Here is a 17,841-nt window from a genome sequence, read left to right on the forward strand (position 1 = left end):
TTCTCCCTCATTCTCCGGCAATGCCGGTCTCAACTGTCGAATGACGTGCCCGCGCCGGCCGATCCGGCACGCGCGAAGGCGAGCGTTGCGATTGCGGTGTCCTGGATGCCCGTACCGGTGAGGTCGGCCAGGGTGATCTGGTCGGGACTGCCGCGCCCTGGTTTCAGGCCGGCGACGATCTCGCCAAGTTCGGTGAAGCCGGCGTCCGGCTCCACCAGTCCGGCCTTGATGGCATGATGCAGTTCCCCCAGGCGGCGGGTCTGCCTCAGGCTGTCGGCGACGTAGAGATCCGCCCGCGTGACGATTGCGGGATCGATCTCGTTCTTGTGCTCCGCATCCGATCCCATCGCCGTGACGTGCTGGCCGGGCTGCAGCCAGCCGGCCAGAAGGATCGGCTTTTCCGAAGGTGTCGTGGTGACAATGATGTCTGCGCCGGCGACGGCGGCGTGCGGGTCGGCAATTGCCGTCACCGGAATGCCGAAGTCGCCCGTCAGTTCGCCGGCCAGCTTTTCCGCCTTCCCGGCGTTCCGCGCCCATATTCGCGCCTCACGGATCGGCCGAACCAGCATGAGCGCCTGCAATTGCAGCCGTGCCTGCATGCCCGCGCCGAAGATCGCAGCAACGGCTGCATCCGGCCGGGCCAACTGCCTTGCGGCGACGGCGCCGGCGGCCGCCGTTCGAACATCCGTCAGATAGCCGTTGTCGAGCAGCAGCGCCTGGATGAGGCCCGTTTTCGCCGACAGAAGGACCATCATACCGTTGGTGCTCGGCAGGCCGATGTCGGGATTGCCGAAGAAGCCGGGACTGATCTTGATGGCGAAACCGTCCAGACCGGGGACATAGGCGGTCTTCACATCGACCTCGCCACGGTGCTCGGGGATGTCGAGCCGGAGGATCGGCGGCATGGCGACCGCCTTGGTCGCCAGCGCGTGAAAGGCATCTTCCACACAGGCAACGGCTCCGGCGTCCAGCTCCACGATCGATTTCAGATCGGCCTCGGTCAGGATGATCATCCGGCTCATGCCGCCACCTCTCCCTTTACAGGCATTGCGCCGTTGATGATCTTGCGATGCAGCGTCATGTCGACGTTGCGGCCGGACAGAATGGAGACGACAGGCCCGGACGATCGGATCCGCCCGGCAAGAAGTGCGGCGATACCGACCGCGCCGGCTCCCTCGAGGATCTCACGTTCGACGCCGTAGGCGTGCCGTATGCCCGCGGCAATCTCCACTTCCGAAAGCAGCAGCACATCGTCGAGCAGATCGCGGCACATGGAGAAGGTCAGCGCATTGTCGAGCCCGATGCCGCCGCCGAGCGAATCCGCAAGGCTCGGCAGTTCCTCCACCTTGACCGGATGTCCGGCATCGAGGCTTGCCTTCATCGCAGCACCCCGTTCCATGGTGAGCCCGATCACCCGTGTCTTCGGGTTCCGGCTCTTGACGGCCGCCGCCACGCCGGCCGCAAGTCCGCCGCCGGACAGCGGCACGAGCACGGTGGCGGTATCCGGCTGTTGCTCCATGATTTCCAGCCCCAGCGTTCCCTGCCCGGCGATGACGGCGGCATCGTCGAAAGGTGGCACCATGACCATGCCCTTTTCCGCCACCAGTCTGTTCACCTCCTCCTGCGCCTCGTCCTGCGAACCGCCGACGATGCGGACCTCCGCACCGAGCCGGCGGATTTCCGCGACCTTGTTTTCCGGCACCAGCCGCGACATGCAGATGGTCGCCACCGCACCTTCCGCCTTTGCCGCATGGGCCAGGGCCCGGCCATGGTTGCCGGTGGAGGCGGCGACGACGCCGCGGGAGCGCTCTGCCGATGTCAGCGTCAGGATCGCATTGGTCGCCCCGCGCAGCTTGAAGCTGCCGGTCGCCTGATGGTGTTCGAGTTTGAGATAGGCGGGAACTCCGGCCATCTCCCGCAGCGCGACGGACTGCACCATCGGCGTTCGCAGGACCCGCCCGGCGATACGGGCGGATGCGGCACGGATGTCATCGAGCGAAACGGAGGCTGGTTGCGCGCACATAGGATCAACCTGCCGCATAGGGCTTGGTCATGAGCATGCCGAGCTCCGGTCGCGGGGTCGCGTCGCCGCACAGGCGCAGGCATGCCCAGGCCGTCGCGAGGTTGCTGCTGACCACGGGCTTGCCAAGCGCCGTCTCGATGCGCGGGGCGACCTCGGCTGCGCGAACGGCGGTGCAGGAAATGAACAGTGCGTCGGATTCCGGCGCCATTGCTTCCTTTGCGAAGGCTGTGATTTCGTCATGAGAAATTCGCGCCATCTCCCGATCATCGGTCAGCCCGAGGCAGGTGAAGCGATCGATCTGGTAACCGCGATCTGCGAAATAGCGCGCCATCGGCCTGCTGGTCTCGACCGTATAGGGCGTCAAGACCGAAATCCGCTTCGCACCCACAGCCTTCAGCCCGCGGACGGAGGCCGCGGTCGGCGTGGCGACGGCAACCCCCGGCTTTGCCGCCTGCACCGCCGCCTCGATCCGCCCGTCGCCGATGACGACGGAAGCCGAAGTGCAGGAATACATGACGACATCAAGCGGCTCGTCCGGCAGGATGAGGGCTGCGCCAGCCGTCAGTTCCGGCTGCATCTTCATCAGGTTTTCCGGCGTCACCGGATTGGCGTAGGGGATGCGGGTCGCATAGACGCCGATGCGATCGCTCGCCACCATGCGCTGGAAATCGACCTCGGTTGTGTGATCGGTCGCCAGGATGATCAATCCCACCCTCTTGGCTAGCGGGCGATCGTCCAGCCGCGGCGGGCGGCTTGCGCTGTCCATTCTGATGTCGGTCGCAGTCATCGCTCATCCACCCGCGCGTAACGATTTTCCAGGAACCGCAGCCCAACCACGGAGATCAGGCTGATCACCAGGAAGAACACGCCCACCAGCGTCATCGGCTCGATGTAGCGGTAGCTGCTGTTGGCGACGCTCTTTGCCTGGTTCATCAGTTCGAGCACGGTGATGGCCGACAGCAGTGGCGTCTCCTTGAACATGGCAATGAAATAGTTGGCGAGCGCCGGGATCATCGGCGGGATGGCCTGCGGCAGGATCACATGGATCCAGGCCTGTCGCGTGCTGAGATTGGTGGCCCGCGCCGCCTCCCATTGCCCACGCGGCACATTGTCGATGCCGGCGCGGTAGACCTCGGCCGCATAGGTGCCGTAGTGGATGCCGAGGCCGATCACGCCGGCAACCAGCGGCGACAGCCGGATACCGATATCCGGCAGCACGTAGAAGATGAAATAGAGCTGCACCAGCAGCGGGGTGCCGCGAATGAAGTCGGCGAAGAAGCCGACCGTGCGCGAAACCGCTGCGTTCCGCGAGCGCCTCGCGATGGCCAGCACCAGGCCAAAGACGGCGGCGACAAGCGCGCCGAGGACCGTGGCAAGGATCGTGATCTTCAATCCCTGGAGAAGGGTCGGCAGGATCTGCCAGACGAATGTCCAGTCCCATTCCATGCTCAGGCCCTCACACCGTCGAGGCCGCGCGTGGCCCGACGTTCCAGCCATCGCATGCCGGCGGAGATGGCCGATGCCATGACGAAATAGAGAACGAGGATGGTTGCAAAGGGAATGAGCGTGTTGCCGGTCTGCGCCCGTACCACCTGCGCCTGGAATGTCATGTCCGTCAGGGAGATCAATGAGACGACAGCGGTGCCCTTGAGCAGCTCGATGGCATTGTTGCCAAAGGTCGGCAGCATCAGCGGCAACGCCTGCGGCAGGATCACGTGGCGCATCCTTTGATAGCGACTGAGATTAAGAGCCACGCAGGCCTCGCGCTGCTCGCGGCCGACGGCCCGGACGGCGCCGCGCACGACTTCCGCTCCGTAGGCCCCGACGTTGAGACCCAGCGCCAGTACACCGGCCTGCATCGGCGTCAGCGTGAGGCCGGCAAACGGCAGCACGAAATAGACCCAGAACAGCTGCACGAAGATCGACGTGCCGCGGAAGAATTCGATGTAGACGGTGGCCAGCGTGCGAACGACGGCAAAGCGCGACAGCCGTCCGAGCCCGGCGGCGAATGCCATGATCAGGGCCAGGGCCGAGCCCAGGACCGTCAATTCCATGGTCACGAGCGCGCCCTGCAATATCAGCCCTATGTATCCGGACCAGTCGATCATCGTGCCTTCCCAGTCATTGGCGTTTGATCTCGGGGGCGGGTTCTGGCGTCCCCGAGGCAGATGTGAGGGGGCGAAGCCCCCTCCACCAGCTTCACCCCGTCAGTTGGTAGCTGCGCAGAGCTTTTCGCGGGTGGTCGACATGGCGGCGGCAGCCGAGAAGCCGTAAGGCTCGATGATCTTCGCGAACTCGCCGGATTCCTTCAGTTTCGCCAACTCCACATCGAAGGCGTCGCGCAGTGCCTCGTCGCCCTTCTTGAAGGCCGCGCCATCGCAATAGACCGGCGCGCCCTGTACCGGCGCCACGACCTCGAGGTTCGGGTCGTTGGCCTTCATGACGAGATCGTTGATCGAAAGCACCGGCAGCGAATAGGCGTCGATGCGTCCGTCCTGCAGCATCTTCAGCCCGCTCTGGCCATCCGGCACGACAATGACGCGTTCACGCGGAACCCCTGCTTCCAGCGCAAGCTTCTCTTCCGTGCCGCCGCCCGGCGCGCCGATCGTTGCCGACTGATCCTTGGCGATATCGGCATAGCTCTTGAAACCCTTCGGATTGCCCTTCTTGACGAGCATGGCCTCGGCGTCGCAGAGAACCGGCTCTGAATAGGCAACGGCCGCGCAGCGTTCCGGCTTCATGAACAGGCCGGCCGTGACGGCGTCGTGGCGGCCGGCCTGCAGGCCGGGGATCATGGCGCCGTATTCCGAGATCGAAGCCACCACATCCGCAACGCCGAGACGCTTGAAGATCTCGCGGGCGACGTCGGGAGCAGCACCGGAGACCTTGCCGTCTGCCCCGACTGCGGTAAAGGGCGGTTCGTTGGCGATTGCGATGCGCGCAAAGCCTTGGGCCTTCAGCTGTTCAAGCTTGGTGTCGTCCGCGCTTGCGGGGGCGGAAAGAAGCGACATCAGTGCCGTGGCGCCGGCTGCCATCGCCATGAGATATTTCAACGTCATCGTTCCTACTCCTCTGGATTTTTCCGTTTTTATCGGGGCATCGCCTGATCGACGGGCAATCAGACGCGGTGTCCCGCCGCGATTATCTTGCGCAGGAAGGTTTGCGTGCGTTCCTGCCTGGGATTTTTGAAAATGCTCTCTGGCTTGCCTTCCTCGACGATCCGGCCCTTGTCGAAGAAGAGCACGCGATCGGCGAAATCGTGGGCAAAGCCCATCTCGTGGGTGACGAGAAGCATGGTCATGTCCGTCTCTGCGGCCAGTCTGCGCATGACGTTCAGGACTTCCTCGACCAGCTCGGGATCGAGTGCCGAGGTAACCTCGTCGAACAGCATGATCTTGGGAGAAAGGGCGAGTGCGCGGGCGATGGCCACGCGTTGCTTCTGTCCGCCGGACAATTGCGCGGGCATGCTGCGGGCCTTGTCGGTCATGCCCACCATGTCGAGAAGCTCCATCGCCCGCTTCTCGGCTGTCGCCCTCGCCGTGCCCTTGGTCAGCATGGGAGCGAGCGTGATGTTGTCGAGCACGCATTTGTGCGGAAAAAGATTGAAGTGCTGAAAGACCATTCCGATCTTCTCGCGCATTTTCTGCAGGTGCTTCTCGTCGGCGGCTACCAGACTACCAGCCTTCGGCATGTGATAGAGCTGCTGGCCGTCGATCTCGATGTGACCGCCATTGATCGTCTCGAGCGTCATGAGGATGCGCAGGATCGTTGTCTTTCCGGACCCTGACGGACCGATCAGCGCCAGCTTTTCACCCGGCATGACATCCATCGAAAGACCGTCGAGCACCGTCAGCGGCCCGTAGGTCTTCGTGATGTTGTCGATGCGAATGATGGGTGAAGGCATGCATGTCTCTCCCTGTTGAGACGAGCGATGCCCACAACGATGACGAGCTTATAAAATCATGTCAATTATCAAAATAATATCATGACAATTATTCTGCATTTGCCCAAATGCCGAGCGGAACCGTCAAATTGCAAGCAGAAGCGCTTCCGGATCTCCCTGGGCCAGCGATGCGACCGTGCCGAGCCCGATGCGCAGCTCGGCCTCGGATGTGGAGCCGAGCGAGATGCGCACCGCGGGCGCGCGGCCATGCTCTGCGGTCTGGAACGACGCGCCGGGCGCGATTGCCACTCCATGCAGACGGGCCTGTGCGACGAAGCCTTCTTCCGTATGTGCAGCCGTCAGTGGCAGCCAGACATGCAGGCTTTGCGGATGCGCGCGATAGGCAAGTCCGCCGAGCGCTTCGGCGGCGATTGCATGCCGTCGTGCGAGGGCGCGTCTCTGCCAGTTGACCAGTTCCATCGCCGTGCCGTTGCCCACCCAGCGCGTGGCGATTTCAGCGATGGCCGGCGTCGCCATCCAGTTGGAGACGAGGTGGCGGTTTGCAACCGCGGCAACGTAGCGATCGGGCGCCACGAGATAGCCGATACGCAGGCCGGGCACGGTGATCTTGGTGAAACTGGTGACGTAGAGCGTGCGCTCCGGCGCGAAGCTTTGGAGGGGTGGTGGCCGGTCTACCACCAGCGGCCCGAGAATGTCGTTCTCGATGATCGCGATATCGTGCTTGGCAGCCACCGCCGCCAGGTGCTCGCGCCGTTCGGCACTCATCAGCGTTGCCGTCGGATTGACCACGGAGGGCTGGAGAAACACCGCCCGCACAGGGCCTTCCCGGCAGGCGGCGTCCAACGCTTCGGGAAGCATGCCGTCCGCGTCGATTGCGATGCCCTCCAGGTGAATTCCCAGATAACTCGACAGCGGCACAAGCGTATGGTGGCTGATCGCCTCCGCAACGACGGTCGAGCCGGGCGGAGCCACGCTCATCAGCGCGACCGTCATGGCGGAGGTCGCGCCATTGGTCAGGTTGACGTTCAGCGGCGATACGTCGAGCCCGCAGAGAGACAGCCACTCGACGGCGACGGAGCGATGGCGGGGAAACACCATGTTGGGCCGGAAGGAGAGCGCAGAACTGGAGGGCAGGTTCTCGCCGAGCCAGGCAAAGGCCTCCCGCATGCGATCGAGATGGATCTGTTCGCAGACGGGCTTCAGGATGGAGAGATCGATGACCTCGCCCAGCCGCTCCGGCAGATAGGGAGGCTCCGGCTCCTTCTGCGCCGTCTGCACGAACGAGCCACGCCCGATTTCGCCGGAGATCATGCCGCGGCGGATCAGTTCGTCGTAAGCGCGGCTCACCGTCTGGATCGACAGTTTGAGGTCTTCGGCAAGCTTGCGATGCGTCGGCAGGCGTGTGCCGTTGACAAGTTTGCCGTCGTGGATGGCATTGGCGATCTGCTCGGCGAGGGATAGATAGGCCGGGCGGCGAAGCTGCTGAGGATCGGGACGCCAATTTGTCATGATTTGACAGTGATGAAATTCAGTTCAATTGACAATCTGAAAATTGCTTTCGGCAGATCATTTTCATAGTCTGGTCCAAGATTCTGATAGGGGAAAACCAACGGCATGAAGCTCGACGCTATCGATCTGCGCATCCTTGAGGCGGTCCAGAGAGATGGCCGGATAACCAAGGTGGCGCTTGCCGAAGAGGTGGGCCTGTCGCCCACGCCCTGCTGGATGCGGCTGCGCAAGCTGGAAAAGGCAGGCATCGTGGCGGGCTATCATGCCCGCGTGGCGGTGCGCCGCATCGCCCCCGTTGCCAGCGTCATGATGGAAGTCACGCTAGAAAACCATCGGCAGGGCGATTTCGAACGCTTCGAGCGGACGATCGCAAACATTCCCGAAATCGTCGCCTGCTGGTCGGTTGGCGGCGGGGTCGACTACATTCTCAAGATCATGGCTGCCGACATCGACGCCTATCAGCGGCTCGTCGACAGCCTGCTCGATCGGGAAATCGGAATCGCGCGCTATTTCACCTATATCGTCACGAAGACGGTGAAGGAGGAAACGACGCTCCCGCTACCCACCCTGCTGGCAGATGCCGCGTCGGACTAGACGATTCCTCTGCGACGGCCTCAACGTTTGGACCAAACCTCTCTTCATCGCCTGCTCAAAAGACCATCTCTCGCCGATATGCTGACAGACTTGCCGGCAACCCGAACACGAGGAGCCGGAGATGAACGCCGTATTTGCACGCCCCGACTGCCACGATGCGCTCGAACGCCTGAAGGACAAGCATCTCCTCAAATCGCTTTCCTATGTCGGCGGCCGCTGGGTCGCGAACGGCGCGAACGCCACCTTCGAAGTGCGCGATCCCGCCTCTTCCCTGCCGCTTGCCTGGGTTTCCGCGTTGGACGCCGAGGAAACGGGGCGGGCGATCGATACGGCCGCTGCCGCCTTTTCTGCCTGGCGCGCGCTGCTGCCGCAGGAGCGCGCCTGCATCCTTCGGCGCTGGTATGAGCTGATGCTCGGGGCAAAGGACGATCTCGCCCTGATCATGACGCTCGAACAGGGCAAGCCGCTTTCGGAATCGCGCGGCGAGATCGACTACGCGGCCTCCTTCATCGAGTGGTATGCGGAGGAAGGAAAACGCTTCAATGCCGAGGGCGTGACCAGCCATCTGGCCGGCGCCGAAATGATCGTGCGTCGCGAGGCGCTGGGCGTCGTCGGCCTTGTCACGCCCTGGAACTTTCCGTCGGCCATGGTCACTCGCAAGGCGGCGGCCGCGCTCGCGGCCGGCTGCACCGTGGTCGTTCATCCGTCCTCGGAGACTCCGCTCTCCGCGCTGGCCCTTGCGGAACTGGGCGAACGCGCCGGCCTCCCGGCAGGGGTCTTCAACGTCGTCACCGGCGATGCCGCTACCATCGTCGGTCGTCTCTGTGCCGATCAGCGGGTGCGTGCCCTGAGCTTCACCGGCTCCACGGAAATCGGCAAGCTGATTGCCGGGCAATGCGCTGCCGGCATGAAGCGGCTGATCATGGAACTCGGCGGGCATGCCCCGCTCATCGTCTTCGAGGACGCGGACATCGCCAAGGCCGTCGACATTGCCGTCAATGCCAAGTTTGCAACCTCCGGCCAGGACTGCCTGGCTGCCAACCGCATCTTCGTTCAGCGCTCCATCCTGGAAGCCTTCAATGCGGCCTTCAGGGCGCGGATCGAAGCACTCGTTGTCGGCAACGGCCTTTCGGCGAACGCCGAGATCGGTCCGTTGATGCATGCTCGCGCCGTCGAGAAGGTCGACGAACATGTCAGGGATGCCGTTCGGCGCGGCGGCCGCTGCCTGACCGGCGGCTCGCTCCACCAGGCCGGACCGTTTTTCTACGCCCCGACCCTTCTGGTCGACGTTCCAGAGGACGCGCTCATCATGCGCGAGGAGACCTTCGGGCCGGTGGCCGCAGTGACGGCGTTCGATACGGAAGCCGAGGTGATCGCACGGGCCAACGACACCGAATACGGACTGGTCGCCTACGTGGTCACGGAGAACGGTGCCCGCCAGTTGCGGCTGGGCCGCGCGCTGGAATATGGCATGGTCGCGATCAACCGGGTCAAGATCACTGGCGGCCCGGTTCCCTTCGGCGGCTGGAAGCAATCCGGTCTCGGCCGCGAAGGCTCTCGCCATGGCCTCGAGGCGTTCAGCGAACTCAAATACCTCTGCATCGACACCGCGGCCTGACCGCTTCGATGCCGCAACCATCATAGACGAAAGGGAAACCGGACATGTCCGAGAACAGCAATGAAATCACCGCCTGGGATCGAGACCACTTCTTCCACCCCTCGACCCACATGGGCATGCATGCCCGCGGCGAGACGCCTACGCGCGTGATGGCCGGCGGCGAAGGCGTCTATGTGACAGATGTCAGTGGCCGGACCAGCCTCGATGCCTTTGCGGGCCTCTATTGTGTCAATGTCGGTTACGGTCGGCAGAAGATTTCCGATGCGATCGCCGAGCAGGCGAAGAACCTCGCCTACTACCACGCCTATGTCGGCCATGGCACGGAAGCCTCGATCACGCTCTCGAAGATGATCATCGACCGCGCGCCGAAGGGCATGTCGCGGGTGTATTTCGGCCTTTCCGGGTCGGACGCCAACGAGACCAACATCAAGCTGATCTGGTACTACAACAACATCCTCGGCCGGCCGGAGAAGAAGAAGATCATTTCGCGCTGGCGCGGCTATCACGGTTCGGGCGTCATGACCGGCTCGCTGACGGGCCTCGAACTGTTCCACAACCTCTTCGATCTTCCGCGGCCGCCGATCTTCCATACCGAGGCGCCGTACTATTTCCGCCGCGCTGACCGCTCGATGAGCGAGGAGCAGTTCTCGCAACATTGCGCCGACAAGCTGGAGGAGATGATCCTGGCGGAAGGCCCCGACACGATCGCCGCCTTCATCGGCGAACCGATCCTGGGAACGGGCGGCATCGTGCCTCCGCCGCAGGGGTATTGGCAGAAGATCCAGGCCGTTCTGGAAAAATACGACATCCTGCTGGTCGCCGACGAGGTGGTGACGGGGTTCGGTCGTCTCGGCTCGATGTTCGGCTCCGATCACTATGGCATCAAGCCGGACCTGATTACCATCGCCAAGGGCCTGACCTCGGCCTATGCGCCGCTTTCGGGCTCGATCGTCTCCGACAAGGTCTGGCAGGTTCTCGTACAGGGTTCCGACAAGATGGGAGCGATCGGCCACGGCTGGACCTATTCGGCCCACCCGATCTGCGCCGCAGCAGGTGTCGCCAACCTAGAACTGGTGGATGAACTGGGCCTCGTCGAGAATGCAGGGTCCACGGGCACCTATTTCCGTTCCGAACTGGCCAAGGCGGTCGCCGGTCACAGGCATGTCGGCGATGTGCGCGGCGACGGGCTGATGGCGGCGGTCGAATTCGTCGAGGACAAGAATGATCGTGTCTTCTTCGACCCCGCAAAGAAGATTGGCCCGCAGGTCTCCGCAGCGCTTCTCGAGCGCGGCGTTATCGGGCGAGCCATGCCGCAGGGCGACATCCTCGGCTTCGCACCGCCGCTGTGCCTGACCCGCGAAGAAGCCGACACCGTCGTCAGGGCGACGGCGGCGGCCATCGAAGCGGTGCTTGGCAGATAGGAGATTTTCCGGTGAATGCTGTACCGAAGACGATGGCTGCCGTGCGGCTGATGGGGCACGGCGGGCTTGACAAGCTCGTCTACAGCCGTGATGTCCCGGTCCCTTCCGCTGGGCCTGGGGAAGTGCTGATCAAAGTCAGCGCCTGCGGCATGAACAACACCGATGTCTGGGTGCGGGAGGGCGCCTACGGCACAGAGGACGATCCGGCAGCGGTTTCCACCTGGCGGCGCCAAGGCAACACCCTGACCTTCCCGCGCATCCAGGGGACCGATACGGTCGGCCGGGTCGTCGCGACCGGCGAGGGTGTCGACTGCGGCAGGATCGGTGAGCGCGTCATGGTCGATTTCTCGATCTACAACCGCGACGACGACAGCCTGGCCGACATAGACTACATGGGCCATGGTCGGGACGGCGGCTACGCGGAATATATGACGCTGCCAGCCGAAAATGCCCATGTCGTCTCGACCGACATGAGCGATATCGAGCTTGCCACGTTCTGCTGTGCCTATCTGACCGGCGAGCGCATGCTCGAGCGCGCACGGCTTGCTGCCGGCGAGATCGTGCTTGTCACCGGCGCTTCGGGCGGCGTCGGATCGGGTATAATCCAGCTTGCCCGCGCCCGCGGCGCCATTCCGATAGCTCTGACTGCACCCGGCAAGGAACAGGCCATGCTTGATATCGGGGCAGAAGTGGTGGTCACGCGCGGCTCCGGCGACCTCTTCCAGGCCGTGGCAACGGCAGCGAAAGGCCGCGCCATCGATGTCGTCGCCGATCTCGTCGGCGGCGTCATCTTCAACGATCTCCTGAAGATCCTGAGGCCGGAGGGGCGCTATACCACGGCAGGTGCCATCGCGGGGCCGGTGGTACAACTCGACCTGCGGACAATGTATCTGAAGCAGCTCGAACTGCACGGATCGAGCCAGGGCAGTCGTGCCGATTTCCGCCGATTGGTCGGCTACATCGAAGCCAAGAAAATCAGGCCGCTCGTCGGCGGCGTCTATCCGCTATCGGAATTCCACCGCGCCCAGACGGATTTCATGCAGAAGAATTTCGTTGGCAAGCTCGTCGTGGTGCCGGACGCTATCGCGTAAGCGGGTCAAATGAACCGGCGATTGACCCTTGCAATGGGATGGGGAGTGATGGCGCACGGCAATAGAGCGCGATCCGGCGGTCGATATCGGCGGGAAGCGGTGGCCGGTTGAGCACAATCTATCCCGTTGATTTCGCCGGGCGTCGCCGAAAGAGTTGATCCCAGATGTCGTACCCCGCAGGGACAATCCCGATCAGCAGTGCAGCGGCCAAATCGAGCCGTGGAACAAACACCAGGATGACCGCGCAGAACGCGACAAGCGTCACGAATGCAAAAACTGCAAAAAACCGGCTTCTGTTCATCGGTCTATCCCGTCTGAATGGGTCTGACATTGCATCATCTCTGTCCTCCATAGAGGAGATTCGGCAGCATGTAGACGATGTCCGGGAACAGATAGATGATCACCATGCAGAGAATGACGATCAACATATACGGCATCATGCCGCGGAAAATGTCGGTCAGTTTGACATGTGAAGGCGAGACGCCCTTCAGGTAGTATGCCGACATCGCCATCGGCGGTGATAGGAAGGCCGTCTGGAGATTGATGGCCACGAGGATACCGAAGAACAGCGGGTCGATCCCGAAATGCGGCAACAACGGAATGAAGATCGGGATGAAGATGACGATGATCTCGGTCCATTCCAGCGGCCAGCCGAGAATGAAGATGATGATCTGGGCCATGATCAAAAACATCAGCGGCGACATGTCCAGGCCGGTCACGAAGTCACTGATGAGTTGCTGCCCGCCGAGATAGGCGAATACCGACGCGAAGGTCGCCGAACCAACGAAAAGCCAGCATACCATCGCGGTTGTCCGGGCCGTCAGATAGACGGACTCCTTTAGGCGCCGCCATGTCAAGGCCCTGTAAGCCGCGGCGAGCGCTAGCCCGCCCAATGCGCCGATTGCGGCTGCTTCCGAAGGGGTCGCCAAGCCGAAGAGAATGGCACCTAAAACCGCAAGGATCAGAAAGGCGAGCGGGGCGAATGATGTCAGCATCATCCAGGCGAGTTGGGCCGGCGTGTGCTCACCGACCTCCTCTTTCGTTGGCCGCGGCGCCAGTTGCGGCTGCAGGATTGCTCGCACCACGACATATGTGAGATAGAGCCCCGCCAGGGCGAGACCGGGTAGCAGCGCCGCCGCATACATGCGGACGACTGAAATCCCGGAGGTGGCCGCGTAGACGATTAGCAGAATGGAGGGTGGGATCAGGATTCCGAGCGTGCCGCCCGCGCAGATCACGCCTGTCGCGTACCGCACGTCGTACCTTGCCTTCAGCATCGCCGGCAGGGCGAGCAGTCCCATCAAGGTCACCACGGCCCCGACGATGCCCGTTGCCGTGGCAAAGAGCGTACAGGTGACCAGGGCGGCGACCGCCATCGAGCCGGGTAGCCGGCGCGTGACGCTGTAGAGCGTCGAGAACAGCCGATCGACGATGTTGGCTCGCTCGACGATGTAGCCCATGAACAGGAACAGCGGTATGGCTGTCAGCACATCGTTCTGGATGACCGAGTACGTCTGGTTGACGAACAGATCGAAGATCCGGTTGTTGAAGAAGCCGCCGATCCAGGTTTCGGTTAGCGTAAAGGCATCGCCGCCGGAGTCGAGCGCGCGGTCATAGGCGCGCCACATGCGGGCGGCATCGAAATAGGCGTAATATCCGAAGCCGACGCCCAGAGCCATCAGCGTGAACGCCACCGGAAAGCCGAGGAAGATGGTGAGGATCAGGATGAGCAGCATCCCGACGGCGATGTGTGCATCCGTCATTGGGCGTCCCGATCTCGTGGTTCGCGTCCAGCGGCAAGCTCCCGCGACGGAAGAATGCCCTCGTCCTCGGACTTGAGGGCATCCAGGCTTTTCGTTTGCAGCAGCACCTTTTCCAGTTCTTCGACATCTTCAACCGCTTTTGGCCATTCGCCTGTCTTTATGCAGAGAATGCAGCGGAAGACCTGCGCCACGCCTTGCAGGAACAGGAGAATGCCGGCGGCGACAATGACGGTCTTGAACTGGAAGATCGGCACGCCGGCGGGGCTGTTGGAACTGACCTCCAGGTAGCGCCAACTGCGCTCGGCGTATTTCCAGCCCGAGAAGACGAGCGCGGTTATGCCGGGAAAGAAGAAGATGAAGTACAGGACCAGTTCCAGCCTGGCCTGCGTGCGCGGCTTCCAGAGCCGGTAGATGAAGTCGCCGCGCACATGGCCATCACGCGACAGGGTATAAGCTCCCGCCATCATGAAGAGCGTTCCGTAGAGTATGTAGCTCAGGTCGAAGGCCCAGGGGGTCGGCGCGCGGAAGAGGTAGCGTGCGACTACCTCATAGCCGACGCCGAAGGCCATGATGAGTATCCCCCACGCGAACACCTTGCCGAACCATGCCGACAGATCGTCGGCGAATGCAATGTAACGGAGCATGCAAGCGCCTCCCCAGCCCCGGTGAACATGACGAGGCCCGGGATACCGGGCCTTCGCCACTTACTTTCCGAGGTTCAACTTCCCGGGGAAATAGTGCTCATAGGCGAGTGCGAGATCGGCCGAGTTCATCAACTCGTAGTACACGACCCTCTCCACCCACTGCCGTTGACTGTCGAGCACCTTCTTCATGAACGCATCCGCTTCAAGCGTGGGGATGATCTGATCCCAAGCCTTCAGTTGTGCATCCAGAATTTCCTTCGGTGTGCGGTGCACGGTCACGCCATGTTCGGTCTGAAGCTTTTGAAGGTCGCTTGAGTAGTTGTCCATCGCGGATGCAGTATTCGCCGTGCTTGCGGCCTCCACGCCATATTCGAGGATCGCCTGCAGATCGTCGGGAAGGTCGTCAAACACATCCTTGTTGAACAGGAATTCGAAAGACTCGCTCGCCTGATGGTAGGACGAAAGCATGTAGTTCTTGGCGACATCCTGCGAACCAAACCGAATGTCAGAGGATGGATTGTTGAACTCGAAGGCGTCGATGACGCCCCGCTCCATCGCCGGCACGATTTCGCCGCCTGGAAGCTGAGCGACGCTCATGCCCATGTTCTGCATGAGATCGGCGGCAAGCCCGACGGTACGATATTTGAGACCGTTGACATCGTTCACACTCGCCACCGGATTCTTGAACCAGCCGAACGGCTGTGCGGGCATCGGGAAGCCATAGAAGCCGTAGAGGTTCAGCCCCATGATGTCCTGGGTGAGTTCCCGGTAGAGATCCTTGCCTCCGCCTTGATGGAACCATCCGAGCATGGTGGTTGCGCTGCCGCCAAATACCGGCCCGGTGCCGAAGAGGGAAGCTGCCTTGTGCTTGCCGTACCAATAGACGGGAACGGTGTGGGCTGCGTCGATCACGCCATCATTGACGCCGTCGAGCACCTGAAACGCGCCGACGACTGTACCGGCGGGCATGAGTTCGAACTTCAGGCGTCCGCCGGACATTCGCTCGACCCGTTCGACGTACTGGCGGGCAAATTCCATCCAGATATCCGACGCGGGCCAGGATGTTTGCATTTTAATGACGATTGGTGCCTGCGCCAGCACGGGCGGGGCTGCAAGCGCCCCCATCGCAGTTACCCCAACAAACGTCGACGCTCCCAGCAATTCTCGACGCGATACGTTCTTTTTGTTCATTGCTCTTCCTCCCTGGATTGTTGTCAAATTCTCCCTGCATTCAATGATAGTTCGCTACGTTGACGAAGATGGCTCCCAACCTCTTCGCGATCAGTCTCAACAACTGATTGTTCCCGTTTGTCAATTATGCACACTTTCTGAAGTTCTGACAGACGTTCAACTGTTGTTGAATGACAGCTTTGGGCTGTGGTCCACAGCCAAGGCAAAGTTTTTTCTCAGCCAGAGCATGGCTTCCTGGGTGGCGTCGCCCTCTCTCGTCGCCGCAGCGGAAGGAGCCACACGGCATGCGCAATAATCTCGGCTGGAAAGCGAAGGCGTCGGGAATGGCTGAGCAGTTCTCGGTCATGCTGGTCTACTTGCATTTCCCCCAGCACAATCCGTTAAGGCGACGCCACCGCGCGAGATCGGCTATCGATCACAGGCCGCCCAGCAGCTTGAAGGCGATCAGCCACATCGTAACCGCAACGAGCCCTTCCAGTACGCGCCAGGCGGCGGGATTGGCAAAGATCGGTCTCAACTTGGTTGCGCCGTAACCGAGCGAGAAGAAGAACAGGAACGAGGCCGTCACGGCTCCCGCGGCAAAGGATGCTTCCAGGCCTGGAAAACGCGTCGAGATCGTGCCGAGCAGAACAACGGTGTCGAGATAGACATGCGGATTGAGCCAGGTGAGCGCCAGGCAGGTGAGAAGCGCCTTGCGCAGGCTGGACGCACCACCTTCGCCTACCGCCAGCGCGCCTGAAGACCGCAGGGCGGAACGAAGGCTCCTCGCGCCGTACCACATGAGGAAGATCGCCCCGCCATAGCGCATCAGCGAATCGAGCCAGGGCAACACCGCGGCGATCTGGCGGAAACCGGTTATGCCGACGAGGATCAGCAGCGCATCGGAGAGGGCGCAGGCAAGGCAGATGGCGAAGACGTGCTCGTTGCGCACCCCTTGCCGCAGCACGAAGGCATTTTGCGCGCCGATCGCCACGATCAGGCTGAGGCCCATGGTGAAGCCGGTGAAATAGACGGATATGCTCATGCGCGGCGTGTGCTCCTTCTTCGCTGCGCAATCCCTACCGCGGCCTGGTAATTTAGGATAGTTAATGCTCCTTACTCCAATTAAGCCAAGCTAAATCATGCTCGACTATTCAGCCCTCCGCACCGTTGCTGCCGTGATCCAGACCGGGAGCTTCGAAAAGGCCGCCGGCCTTCTGAACGTCACGCCCTCGGCGGTCTCCCAGCGTGTCAAGCTGATCGAGGAACGGCTCGGCATCGTGCTGATCGTCCGTGGCAGCCCGTGCACGGCGACCGAAACGGGCGAATGGCTGTGCCGGCACCTGGAAAATGTCGGCATGCTGGAAGAAGAGTTGCTGAAGCAGTTGCCCGCGCTTGCGCCGCCTGACGAAGCACGCCAGCGGGTGACACTGCACATCGCGACCAACGCGGACAGCCTCGCCACCTGGTTTCTGACCGCCGTCGCAAACTTTACGAAGCAGTCGCCTCACCTCGTGAACGTCGCCATTGACGATGAGGACCACACCGCCGAGTGGCTGCAACGGGGACGGGTCCTTGCGGCAGTTACCAGCCTCGAAAAGCCGATCCAGGGCTGCCGCCACCTCTCGCTCGGCTCGCTGCGCTATCGCGCGACGGCAAGCCCCGACTTCATCGCTCGGCACTTTCCGGATGGCGTGACTGCCGAGGCCTTGCTGTGCGCACCATCCCTCCTCTTCAACCAGAAGGACAGGCTGCAGGCCCGCTGGATCCGCCAGACGATAGGGAGGGAACTCGCCTGCCCGGTCCACTGGCTGCCGTCGACGCAGAGCTTTGTGGATGCGAGCCTCGCCGGCATGGGCTGGGGTATGAACCCCGAACTGTTGGTGCACGAGCATTTGAAGGCAGGCCGGCTGGTCGAACTGCGCGCGCGGAGCCCGCTCGATGTCCCGCTCTACTGGCAGATGAACCGCCTCGCCGCCGACCGGCTGGCCGATCTTACGCGCGAAGTCGTTCAGACCGCGCGCCTGCACCTGCGTCGTGAAAGCCGGTAGACGATCTGTCCCATCGGTGCCGGACCAAAGCGCTCCAGACCGATCGGGAAACT

The 17,841-nt window shown here is 62.4% G+C and carries 18 protein-coding genes; 5 read left to right on the forward strand and 13 right to left on the reverse strand.

Annotation, left to right across the window (positions count from 1 at the left end; translation table 11 throughout):
* Positions 1–29 precede the first annotated feature (29 nt).
* The 8 genes from eutC to ehuR all read right to left on the reverse strand — a co-directional run bounded on the left by eutC (position 30) and on the right by ehuR (position 7,436).
* Positions 30–1,022 carry an ectoine utilization protein EutC gene (gene eutC, locus HV823_RS17110; RefSeq protein ID WP_176950938.1) on the reverse strand — a complete coding sequence of 331 codons (993 nt, stop codon included), beginning with the start codon at positions 1,020–1,022 and terminating at the stop codon, positions 30–32.
* Positions 1,019–2,023: a hydroxyectoine utilization dehydratase EutB gene (gene eutB, locus HV823_RS17115; protein WP_176950939.1), complete on the reverse strand. Its 1,005-nt coding sequence runs from the start codon at positions 2,021–2,023 to the stop codon at positions 1,019–1,021. Before eutB ends, eutC begins: the two co-directional genes overlap by 4 nt.
* A gap of 4 nt (positions 2,024–2,027) precedes the next feature.
* On the reverse strand, positions 2,028–2,810 hold the full coding sequence (gene eutA / locus HV823_RS17120; protein WP_176950940.1) for an ectoine utilization protein EutA: 783 nt from the start codon (positions 2,808–2,810) through the stop codon (positions 2,028–2,030).
* Positions 2,807–3,469, reverse strand: a complete 663-nt coding sequence (gene ehuD, locus HV823_RS17125; RefSeq protein WP_176950941.1) for an ectoine/hydroxyectoine ABC transporter permease subunit EhuD — start codon at positions 3,467–3,469, stop codon at positions 2,807–2,809. The genes eutA and ehuD overlap by 4 nt, the downstream gene beginning before the upstream one ends.
* A 2-nt stretch (positions 3,470–3,471) precedes the next feature.
* A complete protein-coding gene (ehuC, locus tag HV823_RS17130) occupies positions 3,472–4,131 on the reverse strand; it encodes an ectoine/hydroxyectoine ABC transporter permease subunit EhuC (RefSeq protein ID WP_176950942.1) in 660 nt (219 codons plus the stop codon).
* Between the two features lie 99 nt (positions 4,132–4,230).
* Positions 4,231–5,082, reverse strand: coding sequence for an ectoine/hydroxyectoine ABC transporter substrate-binding protein EhuB (gene ehuB / locus HV823_RS17135; RefSeq protein WP_176950943.1), 852 nt, complete (start codon positions 5,080–5,082; stop codon positions 4,231–4,233).
* 59 nt (positions 5,083–5,141) lie between these two features.
* Positions 5,142–5,927 carry an ectoine/hydroxyectoine ABC transporter ATP-binding protein EhuA gene (gene ehuA / locus HV823_RS17140; RefSeq protein ID WP_176950944.1) on the reverse strand — a complete coding sequence of 262 codons (786 nt, stop codon included), beginning with the start codon at positions 5,925–5,927 and terminating at the stop codon, positions 5,142–5,144.
* Positions 5,928–6,050: 123 nt separating this feature from the next.
* On the reverse strand, positions 6,051–7,436 hold the full coding sequence (ehuR, locus tag HV823_RS17145; protein ID WP_176950945.1) for a MocR-like ectoine utilization transcription factor EhuR: 1,386 nt from the start codon (positions 7,434–7,436) through the stop codon (positions 6,051–6,053).
* A gap of 105 nt (positions 7,437–7,541) precedes the next feature.
* On the opposite strand from ehuR, the gene HV823_RS17150 reads away from it, so the two are divergent.
* The 4 genes from HV823_RS17150 (at position 7,542) to HV823_RS17165 (ending at position 12,160) form a co-directional block, all read left to right on the forward strand.
* Complete coding sequence (locus tag HV823_RS17150; protein ID WP_176950946.1) at positions 7,542–8,030, forward strand: Lrp/AsnC family transcriptional regulator; 489 nt, start codon at positions 7,542–7,544, stop codon at positions 8,028–8,030.
* Positions 8,031–8,151: 121 nt separating this feature from the next.
* Complete coding sequence (locus tag HV823_RS17155; RefSeq protein WP_176950947.1) at positions 8,152–9,648, forward strand: NAD-dependent succinate-semialdehyde dehydrogenase; 1,497 nt, start codon at positions 8,152–8,154, stop codon at positions 9,646–9,648.
* A 44-nt stretch (positions 9,649–9,692) separates the two neighbouring features.
* On the forward strand, positions 9,693–11,069 hold the full coding sequence (locus HV823_RS17160; RefSeq protein ID WP_176950948.1) for an aspartate aminotransferase family protein: 1,377 nt from the start codon (positions 9,693–9,695) through the stop codon (positions 11,067–11,069).
* Between the two features lie 32 nt (positions 11,070–11,101).
* Entirely contained in the window at positions 11,102–12,160 is a 1,059-nt protein-coding gene (locus tag HV823_RS17165) for an alcohol dehydrogenase family protein (protein WP_176951027.1), read from the forward strand.
* A gap of 118 nt (positions 12,161–12,278) precedes the next feature.
* Here the strand turns inward: HV823_RS17165 and HV823_RS17170 are convergent, their stop codons facing one another.
* The 5 genes from HV823_RS17170 to HV823_RS17190 all read right to left on the reverse strand — a co-directional run bounded on the left by HV823_RS17170 (position 12,279) and on the right by HV823_RS17190 (position 16,782).
* Positions 12,279–12,461 carry a hypothetical protein gene (locus HV823_RS17170; protein WP_176950949.1) on the reverse strand — a complete coding sequence of 61 codons (183 nt, stop codon included), beginning with the start codon at positions 12,459–12,461 and terminating at the stop codon, positions 12,279–12,281.
* A gap of 34 nt (positions 12,462–12,495) precedes the next feature.
* A complete protein-coding gene (locus HV823_RS17175; protein ID WP_176950950.1) occupies positions 12,496–13,923 on the reverse strand; it encodes a TRAP transporter large permease in 1,428 nt (475 codons plus the stop codon).
* Positions 13,920–14,567 carry a TRAP transporter small permease subunit gene (locus HV823_RS17180; protein ID WP_176950951.1) on the reverse strand — a complete coding sequence of 216 codons (648 nt, stop codon included), beginning with the start codon at positions 14,565–14,567 and terminating at the stop codon, positions 13,920–13,922. Before HV823_RS17180 ends, HV823_RS17175 begins: the two co-directional genes overlap by 4 nt.
* Before the next feature lie 60 nt (positions 14,568–14,627).
* On the reverse strand, positions 14,628–15,758 hold the full coding sequence (locus HV823_RS17185; RefSeq protein ID WP_176950952.1) for a TRAP transporter substrate-binding protein: 1,131 nt from the start codon (positions 15,756–15,758) through the stop codon (positions 14,628–14,630).
* 415 nt (positions 15,759–16,173) lie between these two features.
* Positions 16,174–16,782: a LysE/ArgO family amino acid transporter gene (locus tag HV823_RS17190; protein ID WP_176950953.1), complete on the reverse strand. Its 609-nt coding sequence runs from the start codon at positions 16,780–16,782 to the stop codon at positions 16,174–16,176.
* A 97-nt stretch (positions 16,783–16,879) separates the two neighbouring features.
* On the opposite strand from HV823_RS17190, the gene HV823_RS17195 reads away from it, so the two are divergent.
* Positions 16,880–17,788 carry a LysR family transcriptional regulator ArgP gene (locus HV823_RS17195; RefSeq protein ID WP_176950954.1) on the forward strand — a complete coding sequence of 303 codons (909 nt, stop codon included), beginning with the start codon at positions 16,880–16,882 and terminating at the stop codon, positions 17,786–17,788.
* Positions 17,789–17,841: the final 53 nt, after the last annotated feature.

The sequence above is a fragment of the Mycoplana rhizolycopersici genome (assembly GCF_013378445.1).
GTDB lineage: Bacteria > Pseudomonadota > Alphaproteobacteria > Rhizobiales > Rhizobiaceae > Mycoplana > Mycoplana rhizolycopersici.